This window comes from Halorubrum rubrum, from assembly GCF_024494685.1.
GTDB classification, from domain to species: Archaea; Halobacteriota; Halobacteria; order Halobacteriales; family Haloferacaceae; genus Halorubrum; species Halorubrum rubrum.
In genome coordinates, this window is the sequence record NZ_JANHDM010000001.1 from 197,104 (window position 1) to 219,218 (window position 22,115).

General features: G+C 67.7%; 32 protein-coding genes and 1 tRNA gene. 31 read left to right on the plus strand and 2 right to left on the minus strand.

The window, feature by feature from the left end; translation table 11 throughout:
* Positions 1-8 precede the first annotated feature (8 nt).
* The 3 genes from NO889_RS00955 to NO889_RS00965 all read left to right on the plus strand — a co-directional run bounded on the left by NO889_RS00955 (position 9) and on the right by NO889_RS00965 (position 1,859).
* Positions 9-638 (plus strand): hypothetical protein, encoded by a 630-nt coding sequence (locus NO889_RS00955; RefSeq protein ID WP_256410376.1) that lies wholly within the window; start codon positions 9-11, stop codon positions 636-638.
* Positions 639-716: 78 nt separating this feature from the next.
* Positions 717-1,244: a redoxin domain-containing protein gene (locus tag NO889_RS00960; RefSeq protein ID WP_256410378.1), complete on the plus strand. Its 528-nt coding sequence runs from the start codon at positions 717-719 to the stop codon at positions 1,242-1,244.
* Positions 1,245-1,559: 315 nt separating this feature from the next.
* Positions 1,560-1,859: a DUF8011 family protein gene (locus NO889_RS00965; protein WP_256410379.1), complete on the plus strand. Its 300-nt coding sequence runs from the start codon at positions 1,560-1,562 to the stop codon at positions 1,857-1,859.
* Positions 1,860-2,497: 638 nt separating this feature from the next.
* Here NO889_RS00965 and NO889_RS00970 read toward each other — a convergent pair.
* Both NO889_RS00970 and NO889_RS00975 read right to left on the minus strand, forming a co-directional pair.
* Positions 2,498-2,568 (minus strand) — tRNA-Gly (locus NO889_RS00970).
* A gap of 43 nt (positions 2,569-2,611) precedes the next feature.
* Positions 2,612-2,953: an ArsR/SmtB family transcription factor gene (locus tag NO889_RS00975; protein ID WP_256410380.1), complete on the minus strand. Its 342-nt coding sequence runs from the start codon at positions 2,951-2,953 to the stop codon at positions 2,612-2,614.
* A gap of 249 nt (positions 2,954-3,202) precedes the next feature.
* Between NO889_RS00975 and NO889_RS00980 the strand changes: the two genes are divergently transcribed.
* The 28 genes from NO889_RS00980 to NO889_RS01115 all read left to right on the plus strand — a co-directional run bounded on the left by NO889_RS00980 (position 3,203) and on the right by NO889_RS01115 (position 22,047).
* Entirely contained in the window at positions 3,203-3,961 is a 759-nt protein-coding gene (locus tag NO889_RS00980) for an HFX_2341 family transcriptional regulator domain-containing protein (RefSeq protein ID WP_256410381.1), read from the plus strand.
* 76 nt (positions 3,962-4,037) lie between these two features.
* Positions 4,038-5,186 carry a molybdopterin-dependent oxidoreductase gene (locus NO889_RS00985; protein ID WP_256410382.1) on the plus strand — a complete coding sequence of 383 codons (1,149 nt, stop codon included), beginning with the start codon at positions 4,038-4,040 and terminating at the stop codon, positions 5,184-5,186.
* Between the two features lie 956 nt (positions 5,187-6,142).
* Positions 6,143-7,009: a putative RNA uridine N3 methyltransferase gene (locus NO889_RS00990; protein ID WP_256410384.1), complete on the plus strand. Its 867-nt coding sequence runs from the start codon at positions 6,143-6,145 to the stop codon at positions 7,007-7,009.
* A gap of 4 nt (positions 7,010-7,013) precedes the next feature.
* Positions 7,014-8,030, plus strand: coding sequence for a 50S ribosomal protein L3 (locus NO889_RS00995; RefSeq protein WP_256410385.1), 1,017 nt, complete (start codon positions 7,014-7,016; stop codon positions 8,028-8,030).
* A 3-nt stretch (positions 8,031-8,033) separates the two neighbouring features.
* Positions 8,034-8,780: a 50S ribosomal protein L4 gene (rpl4p, locus tag NO889_RS01000; RefSeq protein ID WP_256410386.1), complete on the plus strand. Its 747-nt coding sequence runs from the start codon at positions 8,034-8,036 to the stop codon at positions 8,778-8,780.
* A complete protein-coding gene (locus tag NO889_RS01005) occupies positions 8,777-9,031 on the plus strand; it encodes a 50S ribosomal protein L23 (protein ID WP_256410388.1) in 255 nt (84 codons plus the stop codon). The genes rpl4p and NO889_RS01005 overlap by 4 nt, the downstream gene beginning before the upstream one ends.
* A 2-nt stretch (positions 9,032-9,033) precedes the next feature.
* Complete coding sequence (locus NO889_RS01010; protein ID WP_122106327.1) at positions 9,034-9,756, plus strand: 50S ribosomal protein L2; 723 nt, start codon at positions 9,034-9,036, stop codon at positions 9,754-9,756.
* On the plus strand, positions 9,753-10,178 hold the full coding sequence (locus NO889_RS01015; protein WP_256410389.1) for a 30S ribosomal protein S19: 426 nt from the start codon (positions 9,753-9,755) through the stop codon (positions 10,176-10,178). Before NO889_RS01010 ends, NO889_RS01015 begins: the two co-directional genes overlap by 4 nt.
* A 3-nt stretch (positions 10,179-10,181) precedes the next feature.
* Positions 10,182-10,646 (plus strand): 50S ribosomal protein L22, encoded by a 465-nt coding sequence (locus NO889_RS01020; RefSeq protein ID WP_256410390.1) that lies wholly within the window; start codon positions 10,182-10,184, stop codon positions 10,644-10,646.
* Entirely contained in the window at positions 10,646-11,596 is a 951-nt protein-coding gene (locus NO889_RS01025) for a 30S ribosomal protein S3 (RefSeq protein ID WP_256410391.1), read from the plus strand. Before NO889_RS01020 ends, NO889_RS01025 begins: the two co-directional genes overlap by 1 nt.
* Position 11,597: 1 nt before the next feature.
* Complete coding sequence (gene rpmC, locus NO889_RS01030) at positions 11,598-11,810, plus strand: 50S ribosomal protein L29 (protein WP_066413526.1); 213 nt, start codon at positions 11,598-11,600, stop codon at positions 11,808-11,810.
* 1 nt (position 11,811) lies between these two features.
* Positions 11,812-12,270 carry a ribonuclease P protein component 1 gene (locus NO889_RS01035; protein ID WP_256410393.1) on the plus strand — a complete coding sequence of 153 codons (459 nt, stop codon included), beginning with the start codon at positions 11,812-11,814 and terminating at the stop codon, positions 12,268-12,270.
* A complete protein-coding gene (locus tag NO889_RS01040) occupies positions 12,261-12,605 on the plus strand; it encodes a 30S ribosomal protein S17 (RefSeq protein ID WP_094531054.1) in 345 nt (114 codons plus the stop codon). Before NO889_RS01035 ends, NO889_RS01040 begins: the two co-directional genes overlap by 10 nt.
* A complete protein-coding gene (locus NO889_RS01045) occupies positions 12,605-13,003 on the plus strand; it encodes a 50S ribosomal protein L14 (protein WP_066413534.1) in 399 nt (132 codons plus the stop codon). Before NO889_RS01040 ends, NO889_RS01045 begins: the two co-directional genes overlap by 1 nt.
* Before the next feature lie 2 nt (positions 13,004-13,005).
* Positions 13,006-13,362, plus strand: coding sequence for a 50S ribosomal protein L24 (gene rplX / locus NO889_RS01050; protein ID WP_256410394.1), 357 nt, complete (start codon positions 13,006-13,008; stop codon positions 13,360-13,362).
* Positions 13,359-14,114: a 30S ribosomal protein S4e gene (locus NO889_RS01055; RefSeq protein WP_256410395.1), complete on the plus strand. Its 756-nt coding sequence runs from the start codon at positions 13,359-13,361 to the stop codon at positions 14,112-14,114. The genes rplX and NO889_RS01055 overlap by 4 nt, the downstream gene beginning before the upstream one ends.
* Complete coding sequence (locus tag NO889_RS01060; protein ID WP_256410396.1) at positions 14,107-14,631, plus strand: 50S ribosomal protein L5; 525 nt, start codon at positions 14,107-14,109, stop codon at positions 14,629-14,631. The genes NO889_RS01055 and NO889_RS01060 overlap by 8 nt, the downstream gene beginning before the upstream one ends.
* Positions 14,628-14,801, plus strand: coding sequence for a 30S ribosomal protein S14 (locus NO889_RS01065; RefSeq protein WP_256410397.1), 174 nt, complete (start codon positions 14,628-14,630; stop codon positions 14,799-14,801). Before NO889_RS01060 ends, NO889_RS01065 begins: the two co-directional genes overlap by 4 nt.
* Positions 14,802-14,803: 2 nt before the next feature.
* The gene (locus NO889_RS01070) at positions 14,804-15,196 is read left to right on the plus strand and encodes a 30S ribosomal protein S8 (protein WP_142987147.1); all 393 of its coding nucleotides are present in this window, start codon (positions 14,804-14,806) and stop codon (positions 15,194-15,196) included.
* Positions 15,197-15,198: 2 nt separating this feature from the next.
* The gene (locus NO889_RS01075; RefSeq protein WP_256410398.1) at positions 15,199-15,732 is read left to right on the plus strand and encodes a 50S ribosomal protein L6; all 534 of its coding nucleotides are present in this window, start codon (positions 15,199-15,201) and stop codon (positions 15,730-15,732) included.
* Between the two features lies 1 nt (position 15,733).
* Positions 15,734-16,441, plus strand: coding sequence for a 50S ribosomal protein L32e (locus tag NO889_RS01080; RefSeq protein ID WP_256410399.1), 708 nt, complete (start codon positions 15,734-15,736; stop codon positions 16,439-16,441).
* Positions 16,434-16,895 (plus strand): 50S ribosomal protein L19e, encoded by a 462-nt coding sequence (locus NO889_RS01085; RefSeq protein WP_256410400.1) that lies wholly within the window; start codon positions 16,434-16,436, stop codon positions 16,893-16,895. Before NO889_RS01080 ends, NO889_RS01085 begins: the two co-directional genes overlap by 8 nt.
* Positions 16,895-17,452, plus strand: coding sequence for a 50S ribosomal protein L18 (locus tag NO889_RS01090; RefSeq protein ID WP_256410401.1), 558 nt, complete (start codon positions 16,895-16,897; stop codon positions 17,450-17,452). Before NO889_RS01085 ends, NO889_RS01090 begins: the two co-directional genes overlap by 1 nt.
* Positions 17,445-18,092: a 30S ribosomal protein S5 gene (locus tag NO889_RS01095; protein WP_256410402.1), complete on the plus strand. Its 648-nt coding sequence runs from the start codon at positions 17,445-17,447 to the stop codon at positions 18,090-18,092. The genes NO889_RS01090 and NO889_RS01095 overlap by 8 nt, the downstream gene beginning before the upstream one ends.
* Positions 18,092-18,556 carry a 50S ribosomal protein L30 gene (locus NO889_RS01100; RefSeq protein ID WP_256410403.1) on the plus strand — a complete coding sequence of 155 codons (465 nt, stop codon included), beginning with the start codon at positions 18,092-18,094 and terminating at the stop codon, positions 18,554-18,556. The genes NO889_RS01095 and NO889_RS01100 overlap by 1 nt, the downstream gene beginning before the upstream one ends.
* The gene (locus NO889_RS01105) at positions 18,553-19,050 is read left to right on the plus strand and encodes an uL15m family ribosomal protein (RefSeq protein ID WP_256410404.1); all 498 of its coding nucleotides are present in this window, start codon (positions 18,553-18,555) and stop codon (positions 19,048-19,050) included. Before NO889_RS01100 ends, NO889_RS01105 begins: the two co-directional genes overlap by 4 nt.
* 2 nt (positions 19,051-19,052) lie before the next feature.
* Entirely contained in the window at positions 19,053-20,531 is a 1,479-nt protein-coding gene (secY, locus tag NO889_RS01110; RefSeq protein ID WP_256410406.1) for a preprotein translocase subunit SecY, read from the plus strand.
* Between the two features lie 388 nt (positions 20,532-20,919).
* Positions 20,920-22,047: a tRNA (guanine(26)-N(2))-dimethyltransferase gene (locus NO889_RS01115; RefSeq protein ID WP_256410408.1), complete on the plus strand. Its 1,128-nt coding sequence runs from the start codon at positions 20,920-20,922 to the stop codon at positions 22,045-22,047.
* The last annotated feature ends 68 nt before the right edge of the window (positions 22,048-22,115 follow it).

Below are 22,115 nucleotides of genomic sequence, written 5' to 3' on the forward strand. Positions count from 1 at the left end.
GGATCTCCATGGACGGGGAAGAAACGGGTGATGACGGCGGCGAGTGGAGCGACGAACTCCGGGAGGAGTACCGAAACGCGTTCGTCGAGGCGTCGAAAGAAGACGTTCGGGACCTGAGGGTCGTCCTCTCTGATGGGTCACTGGACGGGAGCGGACTCGTGGAGAGGTATCCGATCTCGGCGGGCGATGGACAGGACAGTCGTCCGAGAACGGAGCCGGAAGGTCGGATAGATCGGGAGCTGGCGGAGTATCACGACGTCAAACGGGAGCAGGAAACCGTTCTGAAACGCGAAGAGCAGTTAATCCGGTCACTGGATCTCCTCGAGCGAGGATTCGACGAGGTGGATGGATCGAACGACGCCGACGGAGCCGTATCCATTCGGGAGGCCGCCTACGCGACGCAGTTGTGTTCCCAGCGGCTCACGATGTTGCGCTCGTCCGTCACCGCGAGTGTGGGGAGTAGACTCAAGAACCTGTTCGGCTGGCTCAAAAACGTCATCTCGTCGGTGTCGGCGAAGCTGTGGACCCTGGTCTCCTCACACACCAGTCTCCGGGAGTGGAGCGTCACCGGCGGGGCCGGCGTCTCGATGTTCGGCCTCCAGGGCAACGCCGATCTGTCGTTGACGTTCGGTCCCTGATCGTCTCCGGATCGGTCCGATCGTTGGAGCCCCGCGGATGGTGATTTTATACGTGGCGCACGCGACCGTGAGCGAGCGATGATCGAGACCGGCGTCAAAGCCCCCGACTTCGCCGCGCCCACGGTCGCCGACGGGAGAGGGACCGAGATCGCGCTGTACCGGCTCGTGGAGTCGCACCGCGCGGTCGTCCTCGCGTTCGCGCCGGCGACCTTCGTCCCGACGAGCACGGCGGCGTTCGCGGCGGTCCGGGACGCCGGGTGGCACGACCGCGAGGACCTCGCGGTGGTCGCGCTCACCGGCGACTCGCTGTACGCCGGGTTCGCGTACGTCGACCGCTTCGATCTCCCGTTCCCCGTCGTCTCCGACTTCCACGGCGGGATCGCCGACTCCTACGACCTGCTGGCCGACTCGTGGGAGGGGCACGCCGACATCCCGCGCCGCGCGACCGTCGTGATCGACGGCGACTGGCGGGTCCGGTTCGCCGAGGCGACGACCGACGCGCTCGACCGCCCCGCGCCCGCGCCGGTCGAGAACGCGACCGCGACGCTGCGGGACCTCGGCGTCGACGTCGACCGCCCCCGCGTGAACTACGACGGGCCGTGGTGAACGACGGACCATGGTGAACGACGGGCCGTGGTGAGACCGGCGGAGTCGTTCCCACCGCCGAGTTCACACCACCGATACGACCGGCGCGCGCCGGTGAGCGCCCGACGGGCGCGAACCGACCGTGCGAGGGAGCCCGCGGCCGCCGGCGGCGGCCGCGGCGAGGCTGGGGAGGCGTGAGGTGCGGGGGCTGTGCGGTTGCGGTTCGGGTGGCTTTTTGGCTGTTCGTCTCTCCGTCGCCCGCGGATCGGTCTCGGATCGGTATCAGATCGGGATCGCGACGGTCGTTATTTGTGTCTCGACGAAGACGCACGCACGATGCCCTCCGTCCTCTCCGATCTCGTGTTCAGCGAGCCGTCCGGCCGGACCAACGCGCTCGTCCAGTTCGCGGGAGCGCTCGCGTTCCTGGGGCTGTACGGCTACTCCCGGATCGCGGGCGACGCCGACCCGAGCGACTGGCTGCTCGTCATGGCTCTCGGGGCCGTCCTGGCGGGGACCGCCGAGTCCCTCCCGAACGACCGGAAACGCACGGCCGGCGTGCTTCGGCTCGCGGCGGTCCTCGTACTGCTGTGTCTGCTCGTCGCCATCGTCCTCGCTCCGGAGTTCGTCGTTGGATAGTGTGGGACAGCTTGTCTCCGTTGAAACGCTCGTTTTCAGAGACGATTTGGGCTGAAACGGCCGTTCTATTTCGAGTGCTTGTAGAACGGGTGTTTCGTGAGAGGCCGAGGTGATACGAAGGGGATCCTGGCTGGTGCGGTGACCACCGCCAAAGCCCCAGCCGCGAGGACTCCTGCGCCTCGCTGCGCGCTTCGGTCGCTCACTTCGTTCGCTCCCTCCAGTGCTTACGTCGGCGGAGTTCGTCCTCACGACTGCCCCTTTGAGTCCCACCCCGCACAGCCCCGCAACCGCGCCTCACGCCTCCCCAGCCTCGCCGCTCGCTCGGGCTCCCTCCGGTCGCCCCAGTCGCTCGCGGCGTCCCTCGCGGTCGGGTTCGCGCCCTCCGGGCGCTCACCGGCACGCCACCGCAATCGCTCGCTCCTTCGTCTGTACTGCCCACCGCCGGAGTATGACATCTCATCTACGGAGGATTTCAACAGAGCCACGAGTGTTATATCGGTACTGCCGATCGAAAGCGGTCGATAGCGTCGAACCTCTCGGTGATTTCGACCACTTGGTTCACAAAAGCACCGGCCGAGACTCCCGCGAGTGAAACGAGCGGGAGTCAGGCCGGTGGATCTTCGAGCGTAGCGAGAAGATGCACCGGCCGAGATTTGAACTCGGGTTGCAACCATGGCAAGGTTGCGTGATACCACTACACTACCGGTGCGTGCTTCGCGATCGATGCTCCGCCGGTGAGACACTTAAACCTGTCACATTCCCGGCTCCGTGAGATCGATCGTCACCGACTCGGTCGACAGGTCGTAGAGGTTCATCTCGCGTCCCTTCGTCGAGTAGCGCACTCCGACGGGCGTGATGAGGTCGACGCGCTGGAGCCGGCGCAGGTGGTAGGTGACCGCCTGAAGCGAGACGTCGAGTTCGTCGGCGATCTCGGAGGGCGTCGACGGCGACTCGCGGACGACGGCGATCACCTCGCGGGCGGTCGCCGACGCGAGAACCTCGAGGAGCGCGTCGGATCCCTCGAGCGAGGCGGTCCGGCGGTCCCGGTCGGCGTCGGACGTCGTCGGCGGCGGGGAGAGCTGTTCGAGCGTCATCGTCGGAGATCGGTGAGGGGCGATCGGCGGGCCGCGACGCCTCCGTCGTCGACTGAGGCGTCGGCGGGAGCGTGGGAGGGCCGTCGGTCGAGGGGGAACCGCTCGTTCGGCTGATCGTTCACTCTCGATGAAGCGAGCATCGGCTCTCTGAAGCGACGGGATGCGGCCGCATAGGTATTATGTCGTCACAAACGTCACGATCGACTGTATCGGCACAACAATCAATACCTGCGGCCCGTATCCGCGAACATGGCGGAACTAGACGCACCGAGACGGGTCCACGTCGTCCCGCTCGGGTACGAGAAGGACCGCATCGTGGAGCCGGTCGTCGACGCCGACGCCGACGAGGCGCTCTTCCTCGAGCCGAACCCCGACGACGAGGGCGTCGACCGGCCGGCCTACCACGAGGAAGTCAGAGAGCGAATTCGGGCGGCCGGGATCCGGACGGAGACGATCGAGTGTGACATCTTCGACCTGTACAGCTCGCTGGGGACGATCGCGGAGGTGGCAAACCGGTTCCGCGAACACAGCGTCTACGTCAACCTCGCGTCCGGCTCGAAGGTGACCGCGATCGGCGGGATGATCGCGTGTATGGCGACAGGAGCCGTCCCGTACTACGTGCGCGCGGAGACGTACGCGGGCGGCGAGGATCGACCGGTCGCCTCGGGCGCGAAACCGCCGGAGACGCTCCCGAAGTACCACATCGAGGAGCCGAAGCGCGAACACGTCGCGGTCCTCGGCCACGTCGAGCGCGAGGGGTCCGTCACGAAGCGAGAGCTCATCGAGTACGGCCGTCGCGAGGGGCTCCCGTTCGTGGATCGGTACGACGCTGAGGGCGTCCAGAACCCCGACCGGGGGTACTACCGCCGGCTCAACGCGCGGATCGTCGACCCGCTCCGGAGCCGCGGGTTCATCGAGATCGAGGAACACTCCAAGTACCAGTACGTCTCGGTCACGGAGAGCGGCGAGAACCACCTCCAAGCGTTCGGATACCTCCTCGAGGAGTGAGCGGGGAGCTCGGGCCACCACTCCGCGATCCGCGACCCCCGTCAGCCCTATGTCGCTCTCGTGCCGAGGGGACCGCATGGGGATCCATGACACGCTCTCGGCGGCCCTCGACCGGCTCGAGCCGCCGGAGCGGCTCGTCGACTGGTCGCTCCTCGCCGTCGTGCTCGCGGAGACGGCCACCGGACTGGTCTCGTTCACCGTCGGAACGCCCGCCGGCTGGCCGGTCTTCTGGCTCCACCGCGCGCTCGGGCTCGCGATCGTCGTCCTGCTCGGCTGGAAGCTCGCCCGCGTGCGTCACCGCCTGACCGACCGGACGCTGTGGCGGCCGTCGACCGCCCTCTCGGTCCTCACGCTCGTCGCCGCGGTCGGGACGGTCTCGACGGGGGTCGTCTGGGTGTTCGGGCTCGACGTCCGGCTCTCCTACTGGACGCTGCTGTCCGTCCACGTCGGCTTCGGGCTGGCGCTCGTCCCCCTCGTCGCCGCCCACGCCTCGACCCGGTTCCGGCCGCCGAGGCGGGTCGACTTCGAGGGGCGGCGGACCGCGATCCAGTACGGAGCGTTGTTGATCGCGGGCGCGGTCGTCTACCGGCTCCAGCAGGGCGCGAACCGGCTGCTCTCGACGCCCGGCGCGGACCGCCGGTTCACGGGCTCTCAGCCGCGTGAGGGTGAGGGGAACGGCGCGTTCCCGGTCACCTCCTGGGTCGCCGACGACCCGGACCCGATCGACCGGGCGAGCTACCGGCTCTCGGTGAGCGGGCTCGTCGCGGAGCCGCGGGAGTTCGCCACGGACGACCTCGAGCGCGTCGGCGGCGACGAGACCTCGGCGTTGCTCGACTGTACGAGCGGCTGGTACACGGTCCAGGAGTGGGGCGGCGTGCGGGTCGGCGACCTGATCGCGGCGGCCGGCGGCGTGGAGGGGAACGGCCGGGCGGAGGGGGACGACGGGGTGGAGGGAGGCGACGGGGCGGAGGACGACGAGCGGTACGTCCGGTTCGTCTCCGTCACGGGGTACCGGTGGACGCTCCCGCTCGCGGAGGCCGAGGACGCGCTGCTCGCGACCCACGTCGGCGGCGACCGACTCGCGCACGGCCACGGCGCGCCCGTTCGGCTCGTCGCGCCCGGCCGTCGAGGGTTCCAGTGGGTGAAGTGGGTGACCCGGATCGAGGTCCGTTCCGAGCGCGACCCCGCGCAGTGGATCGTCACGCTGGTGAGCGGGTTCGACTGAAGCGCCTCGGTGAAGTCTGTTTTCAGGCCGTTTGCGAACGAAACGCCCGGTACAGGTCTCGTACTTATCTAGCGGGATAGGGCGCTAAAACCTCGCGCTTCAGCGCGGGGATACAGCGCCCGCATGTGGTTTTAAGGGATTCTACGACGTGTTGAATGCTAACCGAGGCGGTCTACTCGCCCTATCCCAATGAGACAGTATCGGGATTCGCCCTTTCGTCGTGGAAGGCACCCTTCCATCAGACGAACAGGGTGTAAGAAGCCCAAGATACCCCCGAATCCCCGCCTCACCGCCGAGGATAGGGGTAACGGTAGCGTGGCACTGCCAGCATTCCCTCGGGAATGTTAAACCGTAAATCTCCCAAACTAGCAAGCTTTCGCTTGTGGGAAGCTCCGCCGTTTACGGCGGAGAGGATGTCACAGAACGGTTGTTTTGGTGGAGATTGAGGTGAGTAGAAGAGGATCGTTGCTGGCGCGGTGAACGCCGGCAAAGCCCCAACGCCGAGAACTCGGGGACCTCGCTGTGGTCCTCAGTCGCTCACTGCGTTCGCTCCCTGCGGTCCTTGCGTCGGCCGCCGTCGCCCCCGGCGTTGCCCCTTTGAGTCCCACCCCACCCCGCACAGCCCCACACCTCACGCCTCCCCAGCCTCGCGGCTCGCTATCGAGGTGCTCGTTTCACTCGCACCTCGCTCGCCGCGTCCCTCGCGGGCTCCTCGCGAGCCGATGGCTCGCTCGGAGGCGCGCCACCGCAGGATCGCTCGTTCACCCCCCTGTCTTGACTACAACCACTCCGAACCGTCCCACGCGCCGAGGACGTCGGCGAGGGTAACTGGACGATCGACGACCGATCGATCCCGAAACCTCCGGATAGCCCCGTGTGAACGCTCCACAGCCCGGAAACCGGACCGCTATCCTTTTAGTCCGTCGTCCGGAATCACGGGGTACAGTCTCGCCACGATGCGCACCGAGGACGGACTCACGATCTGTGTCCCGTCCTCGGTCGTCCGGGAAGCCGAGGACGATCGCGAGGCGACTCGCAAACTCGGCTACGTCGCCCGCGCGGCGGCGGTGTTCCGGGCGGACCGGCTCGTCGTCTTCCCCGACAGGGAGGGCGAACGACGCCGGGGCGGGGAGTACGTCCGCGCCGTGCTGGGGTACGCCGCGACGCCCCCGGAGCTCCGAAAGGACCTCTGGGGCGAACGCGAGGAGCTCCGGTACGTCGGCGTGCTGCCGCCGCTGCGCGTGCCGTGGCGGACCGGCTCGGCCCCGAACGGGGACGAGTCGACAACACAGGGACTCGTGACCGAGGTCGGACCTGAAGGCCGCGTCCGGGTCAATTCCCCGCTGGGGGAACACCCGATCTCCCTGCTCGTCCCCTCCGGAATGGAGGTCGAGCGAGGAGAGCGCGTCACCATCAGGGTCTCTTCGAGAGAACCGGTCCGCGCCCGCATCACCGGGAAGCCGGAGGTCGGCTTCCAGGTCGTGGAAGCGGACCTGTCGGAAGCGCTCGCCGCCGACGACGTCGCCGTCGCCACGTCGCGACACGGGGAGGAACTCTCCGTCTCGCGGCTCGGCGACCTCGTCGTCGACGCGCGGGAGGCCGGCGGATACACCGTCGCCTTCGGCGCACCGGAACGGGGGCTTCCGGAGATGCTCGGGCTCTCACCCGAGGACGTTCGGGCGGCCGTCGCCGACGGCCGCCGAGTCGAACCCGATCCGGGGTTCGACCTCTGGCTGAACACGATCCCGGCACAGGGCAGCGGGGTAGTCCGAACGGAGGAGGCTCTGTTCGCGACCCTCGGCTCGCTCACACTCACGGAGTAAACACATGCCACAACCAAGCCGACCACGAAAAGGCTCGCTGGGCTACGGCCCACGCACCCGCGCGGACAGCGAGGTACCGCGCATCCGCTCGTGGCCAGACGACGACGGGGCGCCCGCACTACAGGGCTTCGCCGGCTACAAGGCCGGAATGACCCACGTCATGATGGTCAACGACGAGGCGGACTCGCCGCGTGAGGGGATGGAGGAGTCCGTCCCCGTCACGGTGGTGGAGACGCCGCCGATGCACGCCGTCGCCGTGCGAGCCTACGAGGAGACGCCGTACGGACAGAAGCCGGTTGCCGAGGTCTGGGCGACCGAGTTCCACGAGGAGCTCGACCGCGCGCTCGACCTGCCGGCGGAGGACACCTTCGAGGAGGACCGAACGGAGCTCGAGGAGCTGCTGGAGGAGGACGTGATCGACGACGTTCGCGTCATCACCCACACCAGCCCCTCGGAGCTCGCGAACGTACCGAAGAAGAACCCCGACGTGATGGAGACGCGCGTCGGCGGCGGTTCCCTCGAGGAGCGCGCCGACTTCGCGCTCGAGCTCGTCGCGGACGGCGGTGCCCACGAGTTCGGCGACGTCTTCCGCGCCGGACAGTACACCGACGTCTCCGGCGTCACGAAGGGGAAGGGGACGCAGGGTCCCGTCAAGCGCTGGGGCGTACAGAAGCGGAAGGGCAAACACGCCCGCCAGGGATGGCGGCGTCGGATCGGCAACCTCGGTCCGTGGAACCCCTCCCGCGTTCGCTCCACCGTTCCCCAGCAGGGCCAGACCGGCTACCACCAGCGCACCGAGCTCAACAAGCGCCTCATCGACTTCGGCGAGGGCGACGACGCCTCCGTCGACGGCGGCTTCGTCAACTACGGCGAGGTCGACGGCGAGTACGCGCTCATCAAGGGCTCGCTACCGGGGCCGAACAAGCGCCTGCTGCGCTTCCGCCCGGCCATCCGGCCGAACGACCAGCCGCGCCTCGACCCCGAGGTCCGGTACGTATCCACCGCATCCAACCAGGGATAATCCATGAACACGACAGTACACGACCTGGACGGCGGGGACGCGGGCAGCGTCGAGCTGCCGGCGATCTTCGAGACCGCGTTCCGACCGGACCTCATCGGTCGGGCGGTCAGCGCCGCACAGGCTAACCGGAAACAGGCCTACGGGGCCGACGAGTTCGCCGGACTGCGAACCCCCGCGGAGTCGTTCGGCTCCGGACGTGGGCTCGCCCACGTTCCGCGCTCCGAGAACGTCGCCCGCCGCGTCCCGCACGCGGTGTCGGGCCGCGCCGCACACCCCCCGAAGGCCGAGAAGGACCAGACGAAGAAACTGAACGACAAGGAGCGCCAGCTCGCGGTTCGGTCGGCCATCGCCGCCACCGCGGACGCGGAGCTCGTCGCCGAGCGCGGTCACGCGTTCGACGAGGACCTCGACCTCCCGCTCGTCGTGAGCGACGAGTTCGAGGACCTACAGAAGACCCAGGAGGCCCTCGGCGTTCTCGAGGCCCTCGGCGTCGACGCCGACGTCGAGCGCGCCGACGAGGGGCGCTCCGTCCGCGCGGGTCGCGGGAAGACCCGCGGTCGCAAGTACAGCCAGCCGAAGTCCGTGCTCGTCGTCACGAGCGAGGAGCCGTCGCGCGCCGCTCGCAACCTCGCGGGCGTCGACGTCGCGACCGCTGGCGAGGTCAACGCGGAGGACCTCGCGCCCGGCACGCATCCGGGTCGGCTCACGCTGTGGACCGAGTCGGCGATCGAGGAGGTGGCCGACCGATGAGCTCGCTCATCGAACACCCGCTCGTGACCGAGCAGGCGATGAACGAGATGGACTTCAAGAACAAGCTGCTGTTCTTGGTCGACATCGACGCGACGAAACCGGAGATCCGCGACGAGGTCTCCGAACGGTACGACGTCACCGTCACCGACGTGAACACGCAGGTGACGTCGAAGGGCAAAAAGAAGGCGACGGTCACGCTCTCCGAGGACGACGACGCGACCGACGTCGCCTCCCGGATCGGGGTGTTCTGACGATGGGACGACGAATCCAAGGACAGCGGCGAGGACGCGGCGGCCCGACGTTCCGGGCCCCGTCCCACCGCTACAAGGCGGAACTGTCGCACAAGACGCTCGAGGACACCGACCTGATCACCGGCGAGATCGTCGGGATCGAACACGACCCGGCGCGTTCCGCGCCGCTCGCGGAGGTCGAGTTCGACGACGACGACCGGCGGCTCGTGCTCGCGCCGGAGGGCGTTCGCGTGGGCGAGACGATCCAGGTCGGCGTCTCGGCGGAGATCAAGCCGGGGAACACGCTTCCGCTCGCGGAGATCCCCGAGGGAGTCCCCGTCTGTAACGTCGAGAGCAACCGCGGCGACGGCGGGAAGTTCGCCCGCGCCTCGGGCGTCTCGGCGACGCTTCTCACCCACGACCGCGACGTCGCGGTCGTCCAGCTTCCCAGCGGGGAAGTCAAGCGGCTCGACCCGCAGTGTCGCGCCACGATCGGCGTGGTCGCGGGCGGCGGTCGGACGGAGAAACCCTTCGTCAAGGCCGGCAACAAGTACCACAAGATGCAAGCACGCGGGACGAAGTACCCGCGCGTTCGCGGCGTCGCGATGAACGCCGTTGACCACCCCTTCGGCGGGGGCGGTCGCCAACACCCCGGCCAGCCGAAGTCGGTCTCGCGGGACGCCCCGCCGGGACGCAAGGTCGGTGACATCGCATCCAAACGGACCGGACGAGGTAGCAACAAATGAGTTCCGAATACCGCACCGGCCGCGAGGGCGAGGAGTTCGCCTACCGCGGTCACTCGCTCGACGAGCTGCAGGAGATGGACGTAGAGGAGGTCGCGGAACTGCTCCCCGCACGCCAGCGGCGAAGCATCACCCGAGGGCTGAGCGTCGAGAAGGAGAAGCTCCTCGAGAAGGCTCGAAGTCGCGACAAGGAGACGACCGCCGACGACCCGATCCGGACGCATCTGCGCGACATGCCGATCCTTCCGGAGTTCGTCGGCGTCACGTTTGCCGTGTACAACGGTCACAGCTTCGAGCGCGTCCAGGTCGAACCCGAGATGATCGGCCACTACCTGGGCGAGTTCCACCAGACGCGAAGCACCGTCGAACACGGTCAGGCCGGCATCGGCGCGACCCGGTCCTCGAAGTTCGTGCCCCTCAAATAATCCATGGGAATCAACTATAGCGTCGAGGCCGACCCGGAGACCACCGCCAAGGGGATGCTCCGCGACCGGCCCATCAGCGTGAAGGACAGCAAGGAGATCTCCAGGGAGATCAAAGGCGAGACGGTCGCCGACGCCGAGGAGTTCCTCCGGGCGGTAATCGACGAGGAGACCTCGGTACCGATGCGCCAGCACAACGCCGGCGCGGGCCACCGCTCCGACATCGACGGCTGGGACGCGGGTCGATACCCCGCGAAGGCCGCCAAGGACTTCCTGAAGCTCCTCGAGAACGTCAGCAACAACGCCGACGAGCAGGGGTTCGACGGCGAGGAGATGGTGATCAAACACGTCGCTCCCCACAAGGTGGGCGAGCGACCCGGTCGGAACCCGCGCGCGGCGGGGGCCACGCAGTGGAACACCACGCTCGCGGACGTCGAACTGATCATCGAGGAGCCGGAGGCTGAGAACTAATGGCTGACGAACACCAATTCATCGAGGACGGCCTTCGCCGTTCACAGATCAACGAGTTCTTCGCGGACGAGCTCGGCCGAGCCGGCTACGGCGGCATGGACGTCGCCAAGACGCCGATGGGCACGCAGATCGTCCTGAAAGCGGAGAAGCCCGGCATGGTGATCGGGAAAGGCGGGAAGAACATCCGAAAGATCACCACCGAGCTGGAAGAGCGGTTCGACATGGACGACCCGCAGATCGACGTTCAGGAGGTCGACGAGCCCGACCTGAACGCCCAGATCGTCGCGGACCGGCTCGCGAACGCCCTCGAACGCGGCTGGTACTTCCGGAAGGCGGGCCACACCACGATCGACCGGATCATGGACGCCGGCGCGCTCGGCGCGGAGATCGTGCTGAGCGGGAAGGTCACCGGGGCGCGATCGCGCGTCGAGAAGTTCAATCGCGGCTACATCAAACACAACGGCGAGCCCGCGGAGGAGGTCGTCGACCACGGCAAGGGAGTCGCGGTGATGAAGCTCGGCACCATCGGGGTCAACGTCAAGATCATCCCGCCGGGCGCGAAGCTGCCCGACGACTTCGGCGTCCGCGAGGACGCCGAGGTGCCCGAGGTCGACCAGGCCGACGCGGCCGGCGACGAGGGCGTCGAGTCGCTCCTCGAGGAGGAGCCCGAGGAGGTCCCGGACGTGGGAGCCGACGACGACGACGTCGACGTCCCGGACGACGATCCGGCGGACGTCATCGACGAGGAGATCGTCGAGGAGGTCGTCGAGGAGACGGGCGAGACCGCGACGGAGGCGACCGACGCCCGCGCGGAGGAGCCGGGCGAGACCGGCGACGTCGACGAGGAGTCGGAGGAGCTCGACGAGCTCGACGAGGAGATCGAATCGGAGGCGGCCGACCTGGTCGCCGAGATGGAAGAAGCCGACGAGGAAGCCGAGGAGGACGAGTAACATGGCGATCCTCTACACCGACGAGATCCGCGACATGACCGCGGCGGAGCGGGAGGTCGAACTCGAGGAGCTCGAGACCGAACTCCTCAACACGAAGGCACAGCAGGCGGCCGGCGGGATGCCCGAGAGCCCCGGCCGGGTGAACGAGCTGAAGAAGACGATCGCCCGGATCAAGACGATCCAGGCGGAAGAAGGCGACTTCGACGACGAATAAGATGATCTCCCCCGAAACCCTCGCACGGCACGAACTCGTCGGCCTCCCGGTTCGGGTGGCCGACGCCGACAGCGATGCCCACGTCGGGATCGCCGGTCGCGTGCTGTTCGAGACGGAACGCACCCTCGTGGTGCGGACCGGACGGGGGGAGAAACCGAAGGACAAACGCGTGCCCAAATCGGGCACGACCTTCGAGTTCGCGGTCGTCGAGACGGCGACCGCACGCACAGATGAAGCCGCCGACGACGGCCAGTCGTCGGGGTCCGCGTCCCAACTCGGGTCGGATACTGCGGGGGTCCGCCCCCGTCAGTCCGGCCCGTCCGCGGCCGGCGCACGGAGCGCCGACGCGGCGAGCCGGCGAGGCGAGTGCAAAGACGCGGTCTACGTAACGGTGGATGGCACGCGGCTGCGGGACCGGCCCGCCGAACGCACCGAACGAGGTGTCTCACAATGGCGATAGGAATCGACGTACCCATGCCTCCGGAGCCAGACGACCCGGAGGATTACGACTACGAGAAGTGTCCGTTTTACGGACAGCTTCCCGTCCGCGGCCAGCTCCGAGAGGGGACGGTCGTGTCGACGGATATGGAAAAGACCGTCATCGTCGAGCGAGAATACGACGTGTTCGTACCGAAATACGACCGGTACATGAAGCGTCGGTCGCGCATCCCGGCACACGTGCCGGGCGTGCTCGACTCGCTCGAGGAAGGTGACGAAGTGACGATCGCGGAGACGCGGCCGCTCTCGAAGACGAAATCACACGTCGTCGTCGAGAACCTGTCGGGTGATGCGTGATGGAGGCGCTCAAAGCCGACGTCACGCAGGGGCTCTCGAAGGGCTCCCTCATCACGTGTGCCGACAACACGGGCGCACGTGAGCTGAAGGTGATCTCCGTCGCCGGCTACTCCGGGACGAAGAACCGCCACCCGAAGGCGGGCATCGGCGACAAGGTGACCGTCTCGGTCACGAAGGGGACGCCGGAGATGCGGCGGCAGGTGCTGGAGGCGGTCGTCGTCCGCCAGCGCAAGCCGATCCGCCGTCCCGACGGCACGCGCGTCCGCTTCGAGGACAACGCGGCCGTGATCATCGACGACCTCGACGAGCCGCGGGGCACGGAGATCAAAGGCCCCGTCGCCCGCGAGGTCGCCGAGCGCTACGGGAGCATCGCGTCCACCGCGACGATGATCGTGTAACCATGACGAAACAGCCACGCAAACAACGAAAACAGTCGGAGACCGCGTCGCTTCACGAGCGACAACGGAAGGTCCGATCCCCGCTCACGCCCGAGCTCCGCGAGGAGTACGGCCAGCGGAGCGTCCGCGTCAACGCGGGCGACACCGTCGAAGTGCTCCGCGGCGACGCCGCGGGGACCGAAGCGGAGGTCCTCTCGGTGGACCTGTCCGCCGAGCGGATCACCGTCGAGGACGTCACCGTCGAGCGAGCGGACGGGGAAGAGGCTCCCCGTCCGATCCCGGCGAGCAACGTCCGCGTGACGGAGCTGGACCTCTCGGACGACCGCCGCGAGGCGCGGCTCCAGGAGGACAACGAATGACGCGACATCAGAAACGACTGGCGGTACCGAACTCCTGGCCGGTCGAGCGGAAGACCCAGACGTTCACCGTGAAGGCCGGCGCAGGCCCGCACGGCGAGGCTGGCGTCCCGCTCGTCGTCCTGCTGCGGGACGTGCTCGGCTACGTCGACTCGACGAAGGAGGCGCGCTACGCACTGAACAACGACTCGGTCCTCGTGAACGGGGACGCGGTGTCGGACGAGCAGCGTCCGATCGGGATGTTCGACATCCTGGCGTTCCCCGTCCGCGGGGAGTACTTCCGGGTGTTCCCCGACGAGGGGGGCCGACTCGCGTTGACCCCCGTCGACGAGGAGTCCGCGGGCAGCCGGCTCGGGAAGGTGGCGAACAAGGCTGTCGTCCCCGGCGGGGACGTCCAGCTGACGCTCCACGACGGGACGAACGTCCGCGTGGACGCCGACACCGAGTACGACACCAAGGACTCGATCGTCATCGACAACGAGTCGAAGGAGATCGTCGCCCACTTCGAGTACGAGGAGGGTTCCCTGGTCACCGCCATCGCCGGCCAGCACGCCGGTCAGATCGGCGAGATCGAGACGATCGACGTCACGCTCGGCTCCGGCTCCAACACGGTCGTCGTCGGCGACGGCGAGGACCGCTACGAGACGGTCGAGGAGTACGTCGTCGTCATCGACGAGAACTTCACCGACGACGAGGACGCCGCGGACGCGGCGGCCGACTCCAACGCCGACGAGGCGGGTGACACGGATGAGTGACGCCGAGAGCGCGTCCCACGAGATGCGCGAGCCGTACCTGGAGAAGGTCGTCGTCCACATGGGCGTCGGGCAGGGCGGCGAGCCGCTCGCGGACGCCGAGGAGATCATCGAGGAGGTCACGGGCCAGCAGTCGGTCCGGACCACCTCCAAGCGCACCATCGCCGAGTTCGGGATCCGCAAGGGCGACCCGATCGGCGTCAAGGTGACGCTGCGCGGCGAGGACGCCCACGCGTTCCTCGAGACGGCACTCGAACTGGTCGACGTCTCGTCGAGCCAGTTCGACGACACGGGGAACCTGAGCTTCGGGGTCGACGACCACACCGACTTCCCGAGCCAGGAGTACGACCCGAACATCGGCATCTACGGGCTCGACGTGACGACGACGATCGTCCGACCGGGTTACCGCGTCTCCAAACGTGACAAGGTGACCCGCTCGATCCCGTCGAACCACCGGATGACCGCCGAGGACGCCATCGCGTTCCTCGAAACCAACTTCGACGTTGAGGTAACGGAATGAGCGAAGCGAACAACGAGACGGGCGAGCACGCGGCGAAGCGCACCGGCCAGGAACACGAGTGCCGGCGGTGCGGCCGCGAGCAGGGGTTAGTCGGGAAATACGACATCAACCTCTGCCGGCAGTGCTTCCGCGAGGTCGCTCGAGACATGGGATTCGAGAAGTACAGCTGATCATGACGGGAAACGATCCATTCGCCAACGCACTCGCCGGCGTGGACAACGCCGAGAGCGTTGGCCACCTGTCGTACACGGTAGAGCCCGCTTCGAACATCATCGGCTCCGTCCTCGAGGTCCTCTACGACCGCGGGTACGTCGACGGCTTCGAGTACGTCGACGACGGGAAAGCCGGGAAGTTCGAGGTCGAACTGAAAGGCGCGATCAACGAATGTGGCGCCGTCAAGCCCCGCTACTCCGCGGGTGCGGACGACTTCGAGAAGTGGGAGAAGCGATACCTCCCCGCCCGTGACTACGGGACGCTGGTCGTCACGACGAGCCACGGCGTCATGAGCCACTACGAGGCCCGCGAAGAGGGCATCGGCGGCCAAGTGATCGCATACGTCTACTAACAATGAACAGAGTCGAAATCGAGATTCCGGACGACGTCTCCGCCGAGACCGATCACCTCGAACTCACCGTCGAGGGCCCCAACGGGAGCGTCACGCGACGCCTCTGGTACCCCGACATCGAGGTGTCGGTCGAGGACGGCGCGGTCGTTATCGCCTCGGAGAACGAGGACGCGAAGACGAACGCCACGGTCGGCACCTTCGAGAGCCACGTCTCCAACATGATCCACGGCGTGACCGAGGGATGGGAGTACACGATGGAAGTGTACTACGCCCACTTCCCGATGCAGGTCGGCGTGGAGGGCGAGGAAGTCGTCATCGAGAACTTCCTCGGCGAGAAGGCGCAGCGACGCACTCCGATCCGCGGAGACACGGACGTACAGGTAGACGGCGAGACGGTCACCCTCTCGGGCTCCGACAAGGAGGCCGTGGGACAGACCGCCGCCGACATCGAACAACTGACCAAGGTGACCGACAAGGACACGCGCGTCTTCCAGGACGGCGTGTACATCGTCGAGAAACCGGCCGGAGGTGCCTGACATGGCCGAGGAACTCGAAGACATCAGCGGCGTCGGTCCCTCGAAGGCGGACGCCCTTCGAGCGGCCGGCTACGAGACGGTCGAGGACGTGAAGGCCGCCTCCCAGTCGGAGCTCTCGGAGGTCGACGGCGTCGGAAACGCGCTCGCCGCGCGGATCAAAGCCGACGTCGGCGGCCTGGAGGTCGACGAGGAGGCCGAAGCGGAGATCGAAGACGAGACCGACGAGGAGGAGGCCGCGGCGGCCGACTCCGACGAGGCGGTCGAGACTGAGCTTCGTCCCCGCGGCCACGCCGAGAAAACGCCGGAACTGGACGAGGAGACCGCTCGCGCGCTCGCACAGAAGCACCGCGAGGGGAAACCGCAGTTCAACCGGCAGGACTACCACAAGAAGAAGCGGATCCCGACGTCGTGGCGCAAGCCGCGCGGCGGGCTCTCCAAGCAGCGCCGTCGCATGAAAGCGAAGGGGCCGATCGTCGAGGCCGGCTTCCGCTCGCCGACGGCGTCGCGCGATCTCCACCCGAGCGGCTTCGAGGAGGTCCGCGTCCACAACACGGACGACCTCGAGGGCGTCGACGGCGACACGCAGGCGGTGCGGATCGCCTCGAAGGTCGGCGGTCGGAAGCGCGAGCTGATCGAGGACGAGGCGGAGGAGCGCGGCATCCGCGTGTTGAACCCGACCTACGTCGAGGTGGAGGTGAACGATGAGTGACCTGAAAGCCCAGAAGCGACTGGCCGCGGACGAGCTCGACGTCGGCAAGGGCCGCGTCTGGCTCGACCCCGACGCCCAGGAGGAGATCGAGGACGCGATCACCCGCGAGGACGTTCGCGAGCTCATCGACCAGGGAACGATCCGCGCGAAGGACGCGAAGACGAACTCCCGCGGTCGGGCCCGCGAGCGCGCGGAGAAGCGCTCGTACGGCCACAAGAAGGGTGCCGGATCCCGGAAGGGGAAGGCCGGCGCGCGACAGAACACGAAGGACGACTGGAAGGCGCGGATCCGCGCACAGCGGGCGCGCCTGAAGGAACTGCGTGACGAGGAGGACGTCCTCGACGCCACGGAGTACCGCACGTTGTACAACAAAGCGAGCGGCGGAGAGTTCGAGGACGTCGCCCGGCTGGAGGCGTACATCCGGACGCAGTACGGTTACGAGGTGAACGACTAATGGCGACAGGACCACGATACAAGGTGCCGATGCGGCGCCGCCGCGAGGTCCGGACCGACTACCACCAGAGGTTGCGCCTGCTGAAATCGGGCAAGCCTCGCCTGGTCGCCCGGGTGAGCAACGCTCACGTCAGGGCGCAGCTGGTCACCCCCGGACCCGACGGCGACGAGACCCACGCGGCCGCCTCCAGCGAGGACCTCGCGGAGTACGGCTGGGAGGCCCCCACGGGCAACCTCCCCAGCGCGTACCTCACGGGGTACCTCGCGGGCGCTCGCGCGGTCGAGGCCGGCCTCGAGGAGGCGGTCCTCGACATCGGGCTCAACACGGCGACGCCCGGCAACAAGACGTTCGCGGTACAGGAAGGAGCTATCGACGCGGGCCTCGAGATCCCCCACAACGACGACGTGCTGGCCGACTGGTCGCGCACGCGAGGCGAGCACATCGCCGCGTACGCCGATCAGCTCGACGAGCCGCTGTACAGCGGGGAGTTCGACGCCGGCGAGTTACCCGAGCACTTCGACTCCGTGCTCGACGAGCTACAGGAGGACCATGAGTAGACACAACGACGGCTGGGAACCGCGAACGCGGCTCGGCCGCAAGGTACAGGACGGCGACATCACGTCGATGGAACAGGCGCTCGACTCCGGCCTCCCGCTGAAGGAGGCCGAGATCGTCGACCAGCTCCTTCCGGGGCTGGAAGACGAGGTGCTGGACATCAACATGGTCCAGCGAATGACCGACTCCGGCCGGCGCGTGAAGTTCCGGTGTGTCGTGGCGGTGGGCAACCGCGACGGCTACCTCGGCTACGCACAGGCGCGGGACGACCAGGTCGGCGGCGCGATCCAGAAGGCGATCGACGTCGCGAAGCTGAACATCATCGCGGTCGACCGCGGCTCGGGGTCCTGGGAGGACCAGCCCGGCGGCACGAACTCGCTGACCCGGACGGCGAAGGGGAAGGCCGGCTCCGTCACCGTCGAGATCAAGCCCGCTCCACAGGGACTGGGCCTCGCGGCCGCGGAGACGGTCCGGAACATCTTGGAGCTTGCCGGCGTCGAGGACGCCTGGACGAACTCCGACGGCAACACCCGGACGACGGTGAACCTCGCGAAGGCGACGTTCAACGCCTTAGAGAACGCGGCGCAGTCCCGCACGCCCCAGCACGCGCGCCAGGTCCACTACGACGAGGTGAGCGAGTGATGCAGGCGATCGTTCAGCTCCGCGGAGAGGTCAACGTGAACGAGGGCGTCGTCGACACGCTCGACATGCTGAACGTCGGGCGCGTCAACCACGCGACGTTCGTTCCGGAGACCGACTCCTACCGCGGCATGATCACGAAGGTGAACGACCTCGTCGCCTTCGGCGAGCCGAGCGTCGAGACGGTGGCGGCCACCATCGAGCGGCGCGGCGAGCCCCTCGAGGGCGACGCCGACGTCGACGACGCGTGGGTGGCGGAGCACACCGACTACGACGACGTGGCGGCGCTGGCGGAGGCGATCGTCGACGAGGAGACGACGCTGCGCGAGCAGGGCCTCTCCCCGACGCTCCGTCTTCACGCCCCGCGTGGCGGTCACGACGGCATCAAACACCCGATCGTGGAGGGTGGCGAACTCGGTCGCCACTCCACGGAGGAGATGGACGCGCTCCTGGAGGCGATGCGATGACGGACAAGAACCGTCGACAGCGCGGCTCCCGGACGCACGGCGGCGGCACGCACAAGAACCGGCGCGGCGCAGGTCACCGCGGCGGCCGCGGCGCGGCCGGTCGCTCGAAACACGAGTACCACAACTACGGGCCGCTCGGCAAACACGGCTTCAAGCGTCCCGAGGACTCGAAGACGGACGTCCTCGAGGTCAAAGCCCAGAAGCTCGACGAGGACGCGGCGCTGTACGTCGCGGAAGGTCTCGCCGAGGAGGACGGTGACGCGTACGTGATCGACGCCCGCGACGTCGTCGACGACGGGTACGACGTCGACGTGGTGAAGGTGCTCGGCGGCGGACAGGTCCGCCGCGAGCTCCGCGTCACCGCCGACGCGTTCACGGCCGGGGCGGTCGAGGGGATCGAGTCCGCCGGCGGCGAGGCGACGCTCTCCGAGCGCGCCGAGACCGCGTCGGACGGATCAGAAAACACTTCCGACGACGAGACTGACGAGGCGTAACGATGAGTTGGAAGGAGGTCGCCGAACCGGTGCTCTCGCGGATGCCCGTCGTGGAGCGGCCCGCTGGTCACGTCCCGTTCAGGCGCAAGCTCATGTGGACGGCGGGGATCCTGCTCGTCTACTTCTTTTTGACCAACATCAATCCGTTCGGCCTCGCCGCCGAACAGGGGAGCGACTTCTTCGGGCAGTTCCGCTCGGTGTTGGCCGGCCAGCAGGGATCGCTGTTACAGGTCGGCATCGGGCCGATCGTCACCGCGTCGATCGTCTTACAGCTGCTCGGCGGCGCGAACCTGCTCGGGCTCGACACCGACGACCCGCGCGACCAGGTCCTGTATCAGGGCCTCCAGAAGCTGCTCGTGGTCATCGTGACCGCGCTGACGGCCGCACCCATGGTGTTCACCGGCGAGTTCCTTCCAGCCGATCAGGCCGTCGGACAGGCGCTCGGCATCGGCGAGTTCGGCGTTCAAGCCCTGATATTCGCACAGATCTTCGTCGGCGGCATCCTCATCCTGTTCATGGACGAGATCGTGAGCAAGTGGGGGGTCGGCTCCGGCGTAGGGCTGTTCATCATCGCCGCCGTGAGCCAGCAGATCGTCGGCGGGTTCTTCAGCTTCTCCGCGCTCGGCGCGACCGGCTTCTTCGCGAGCTGGTACGGGATCGTCTTCGGCGACGTGCCCGTCTCGCTGTCGCCGTTCACGGCCGAAGGGCTCCAGAACCTGCTTTTCGCGCCCGGTAACGTCCTGGCGCTGTTCACGACGGTGTTCATCTTCGGGATCGTCGTGTACGCGGAGTCGGTCCGCGTCGAGATCCCGCTGTCGCACGCCCGCGTGAAGGGCGCTCGGGGACGGTTCCCGGTGAAGCTCATCTACGCGTCCGTGCTGCCGATGATCCTCGTCCGGGCGCTCCAGGCGAACGTCCAGTTCCTCGGGCAGATCCTCTCCTCGCAGTGGGCGGGGATGCCGACGTGGCTCGGCGAGTACAGTGACCGGGGCGAGCCCCTCTCCGGGCTGTTCTACTACCTGAACCCGATCCAGGCGCGGACCGAGTGGATGTGGTTCCTCGGAGAGATCCCGGCGTCGGTCGAGCCGTGGATGATCGCCGTCCGACTGCTCATCGACCTCACGTTCATGGTCGTCGGCGGCGCGATCTTCGCGATCTTCTGGGTCGAGACCACCGGCATGGGGCCGGAGGCGACCGCCCAACAGATCCAGAACTCCGGGATGCAGATCCCCGGCTTCCGACGGAATCCACAGGTCGTCGAGAAGGTCATGGAGCGGTACATCCCGCAGGTGACCGTCATCGGCGGGGCGCTCGTCGGACTGCTGGCCGTGATGGCGAACTTACTCGGCACCATCGGCCAGGTCTCCGGAACCGGTCTGCTGCTCGCGGTCTCGATCACGTACAAGCTGTACGAGGAGATCGCAGAGGAGCAGCTGATGGAGATGCACCCGATGATGCGCCAGATGTTCGGCAACGAGTAACACGATGTGTACACACTCGGTCTGACGATCGAGTGCTTCCACGTCGGCTATTTTATCTGGCTATCTGAAGTCGGGCAGTCGTGACTGATTACTCCCGATGACGCGGCAGCAGTGGCGCGCTCACAGGGGCACACACCGGCTACTGGCGATGAGAAATTACCAGCTTTCGTATAACTGATTAATTGACGTACTCAAAACACAGGAGGGTTGTCGAAGCGATAATGAAGAGGTTGACCGACCGGTGATTGAATCGCAGAGGTACAACTAACCAGGTCTCAACGTTCCGGCTCGGTCGCGTCGTTCGCCGCTACGCTCCGCCGCCCCTCCATCCCTTCCCCTACCGTGCCCGGAACGCGGCCCTTTTGTCCCATATCGACGAAGCCGACGCATGGACATCGAGGAGGGCGGGGTCACGGTCGAGGTCCCAGAGGCCCGAGACGGCGCGAGCGAGGGGACCGGCGGCGGCGTCTTCTTCAACCCTACACAGGAGCTGAACCGGGACGTCACGGTCGCGGCCTTGCGCGCCTACCGCGACCGCGAGCCGCGCGCGGCGACGTACCTCGACGCGATGGCCGCTTCGGGGGTCCGAGGCGTTCGCGCCGCCGCCGAAGGGTACGACGTGACCTGCGCCGACGTCGACGCCGACGCGGTCGACCTCGCCGAGCGGAACCTCGAGGCGAACGGTCTGGAGGGAGAGGCCGTCCGCCGGGACGTCAACGCCCTGTTGTACGACGAGGGACCGTTCGACGTGGTGGATCTGGACCCGTACGGGACGCCGGTCCCCTTCGCCGACGCCGCGTTCGCGAACGGGCGGAACCTCGTCTGCGTCACCGCCACCGACACCGCGCCGCTGTGTGGCGCACACCTCAACAGCGGGATCCGCAAGTACGGCGCGGTGCCGCGCAACACCGACTACCACCCGGAGATGGGACTCCGGACGCTGGTCTCGGCGCTGGTCCGGACAGCCGCGCGGTACGACAAGGCCGCGCGGCCGATCCTCTCGCACGTCTCACGGCACTACGCGCGGACGTACCTCGAGCTCGAGTCGGGGGCACGCGCGGCCGACGACGCCGTCGGGGAGCTGGGGTACGTCGACAACTGCGAGGACTGCCTCTGGCGGGAGGCGACCGCCGGGCTGATCGCGGATCCAGTCGACGCCTGTCCGGTCTGTGACGGCGACCGCGTGCTCACGGCGGGGCCGATCTGGCTGGGGCCGGTCGCGGACGTCGAGTTCGCCCGCGCGGTCCGCGAGCGCGTCACGGACGACATGGGCGAGGCGAAACGGGCGCGGAAGCTGCTCGGAACCGTCGCCCGCGAGCTGGACACGCCGACCCACTACGACCAACACCGGCTGTACAAACAGTGGGGCGAGCCGGCGATCGGCATGGAGGAGTTCGTCGAGCGGCTCCGCGCGGCCGGCCACGAGGCGAGCCGCGCCCACTACCGCGGGACGGCGGTCAAGTCCTCGGCGTCGATCCCGGAGATGCGCGAGGCGGTCCTCGGCGACGGGGCGTAGCCGGTCGGCGAGAGGAGCGCCTCCGAGCGAGGGAACCGATCGAGCCCGGCGCGTTTTTGGTTCCGTCG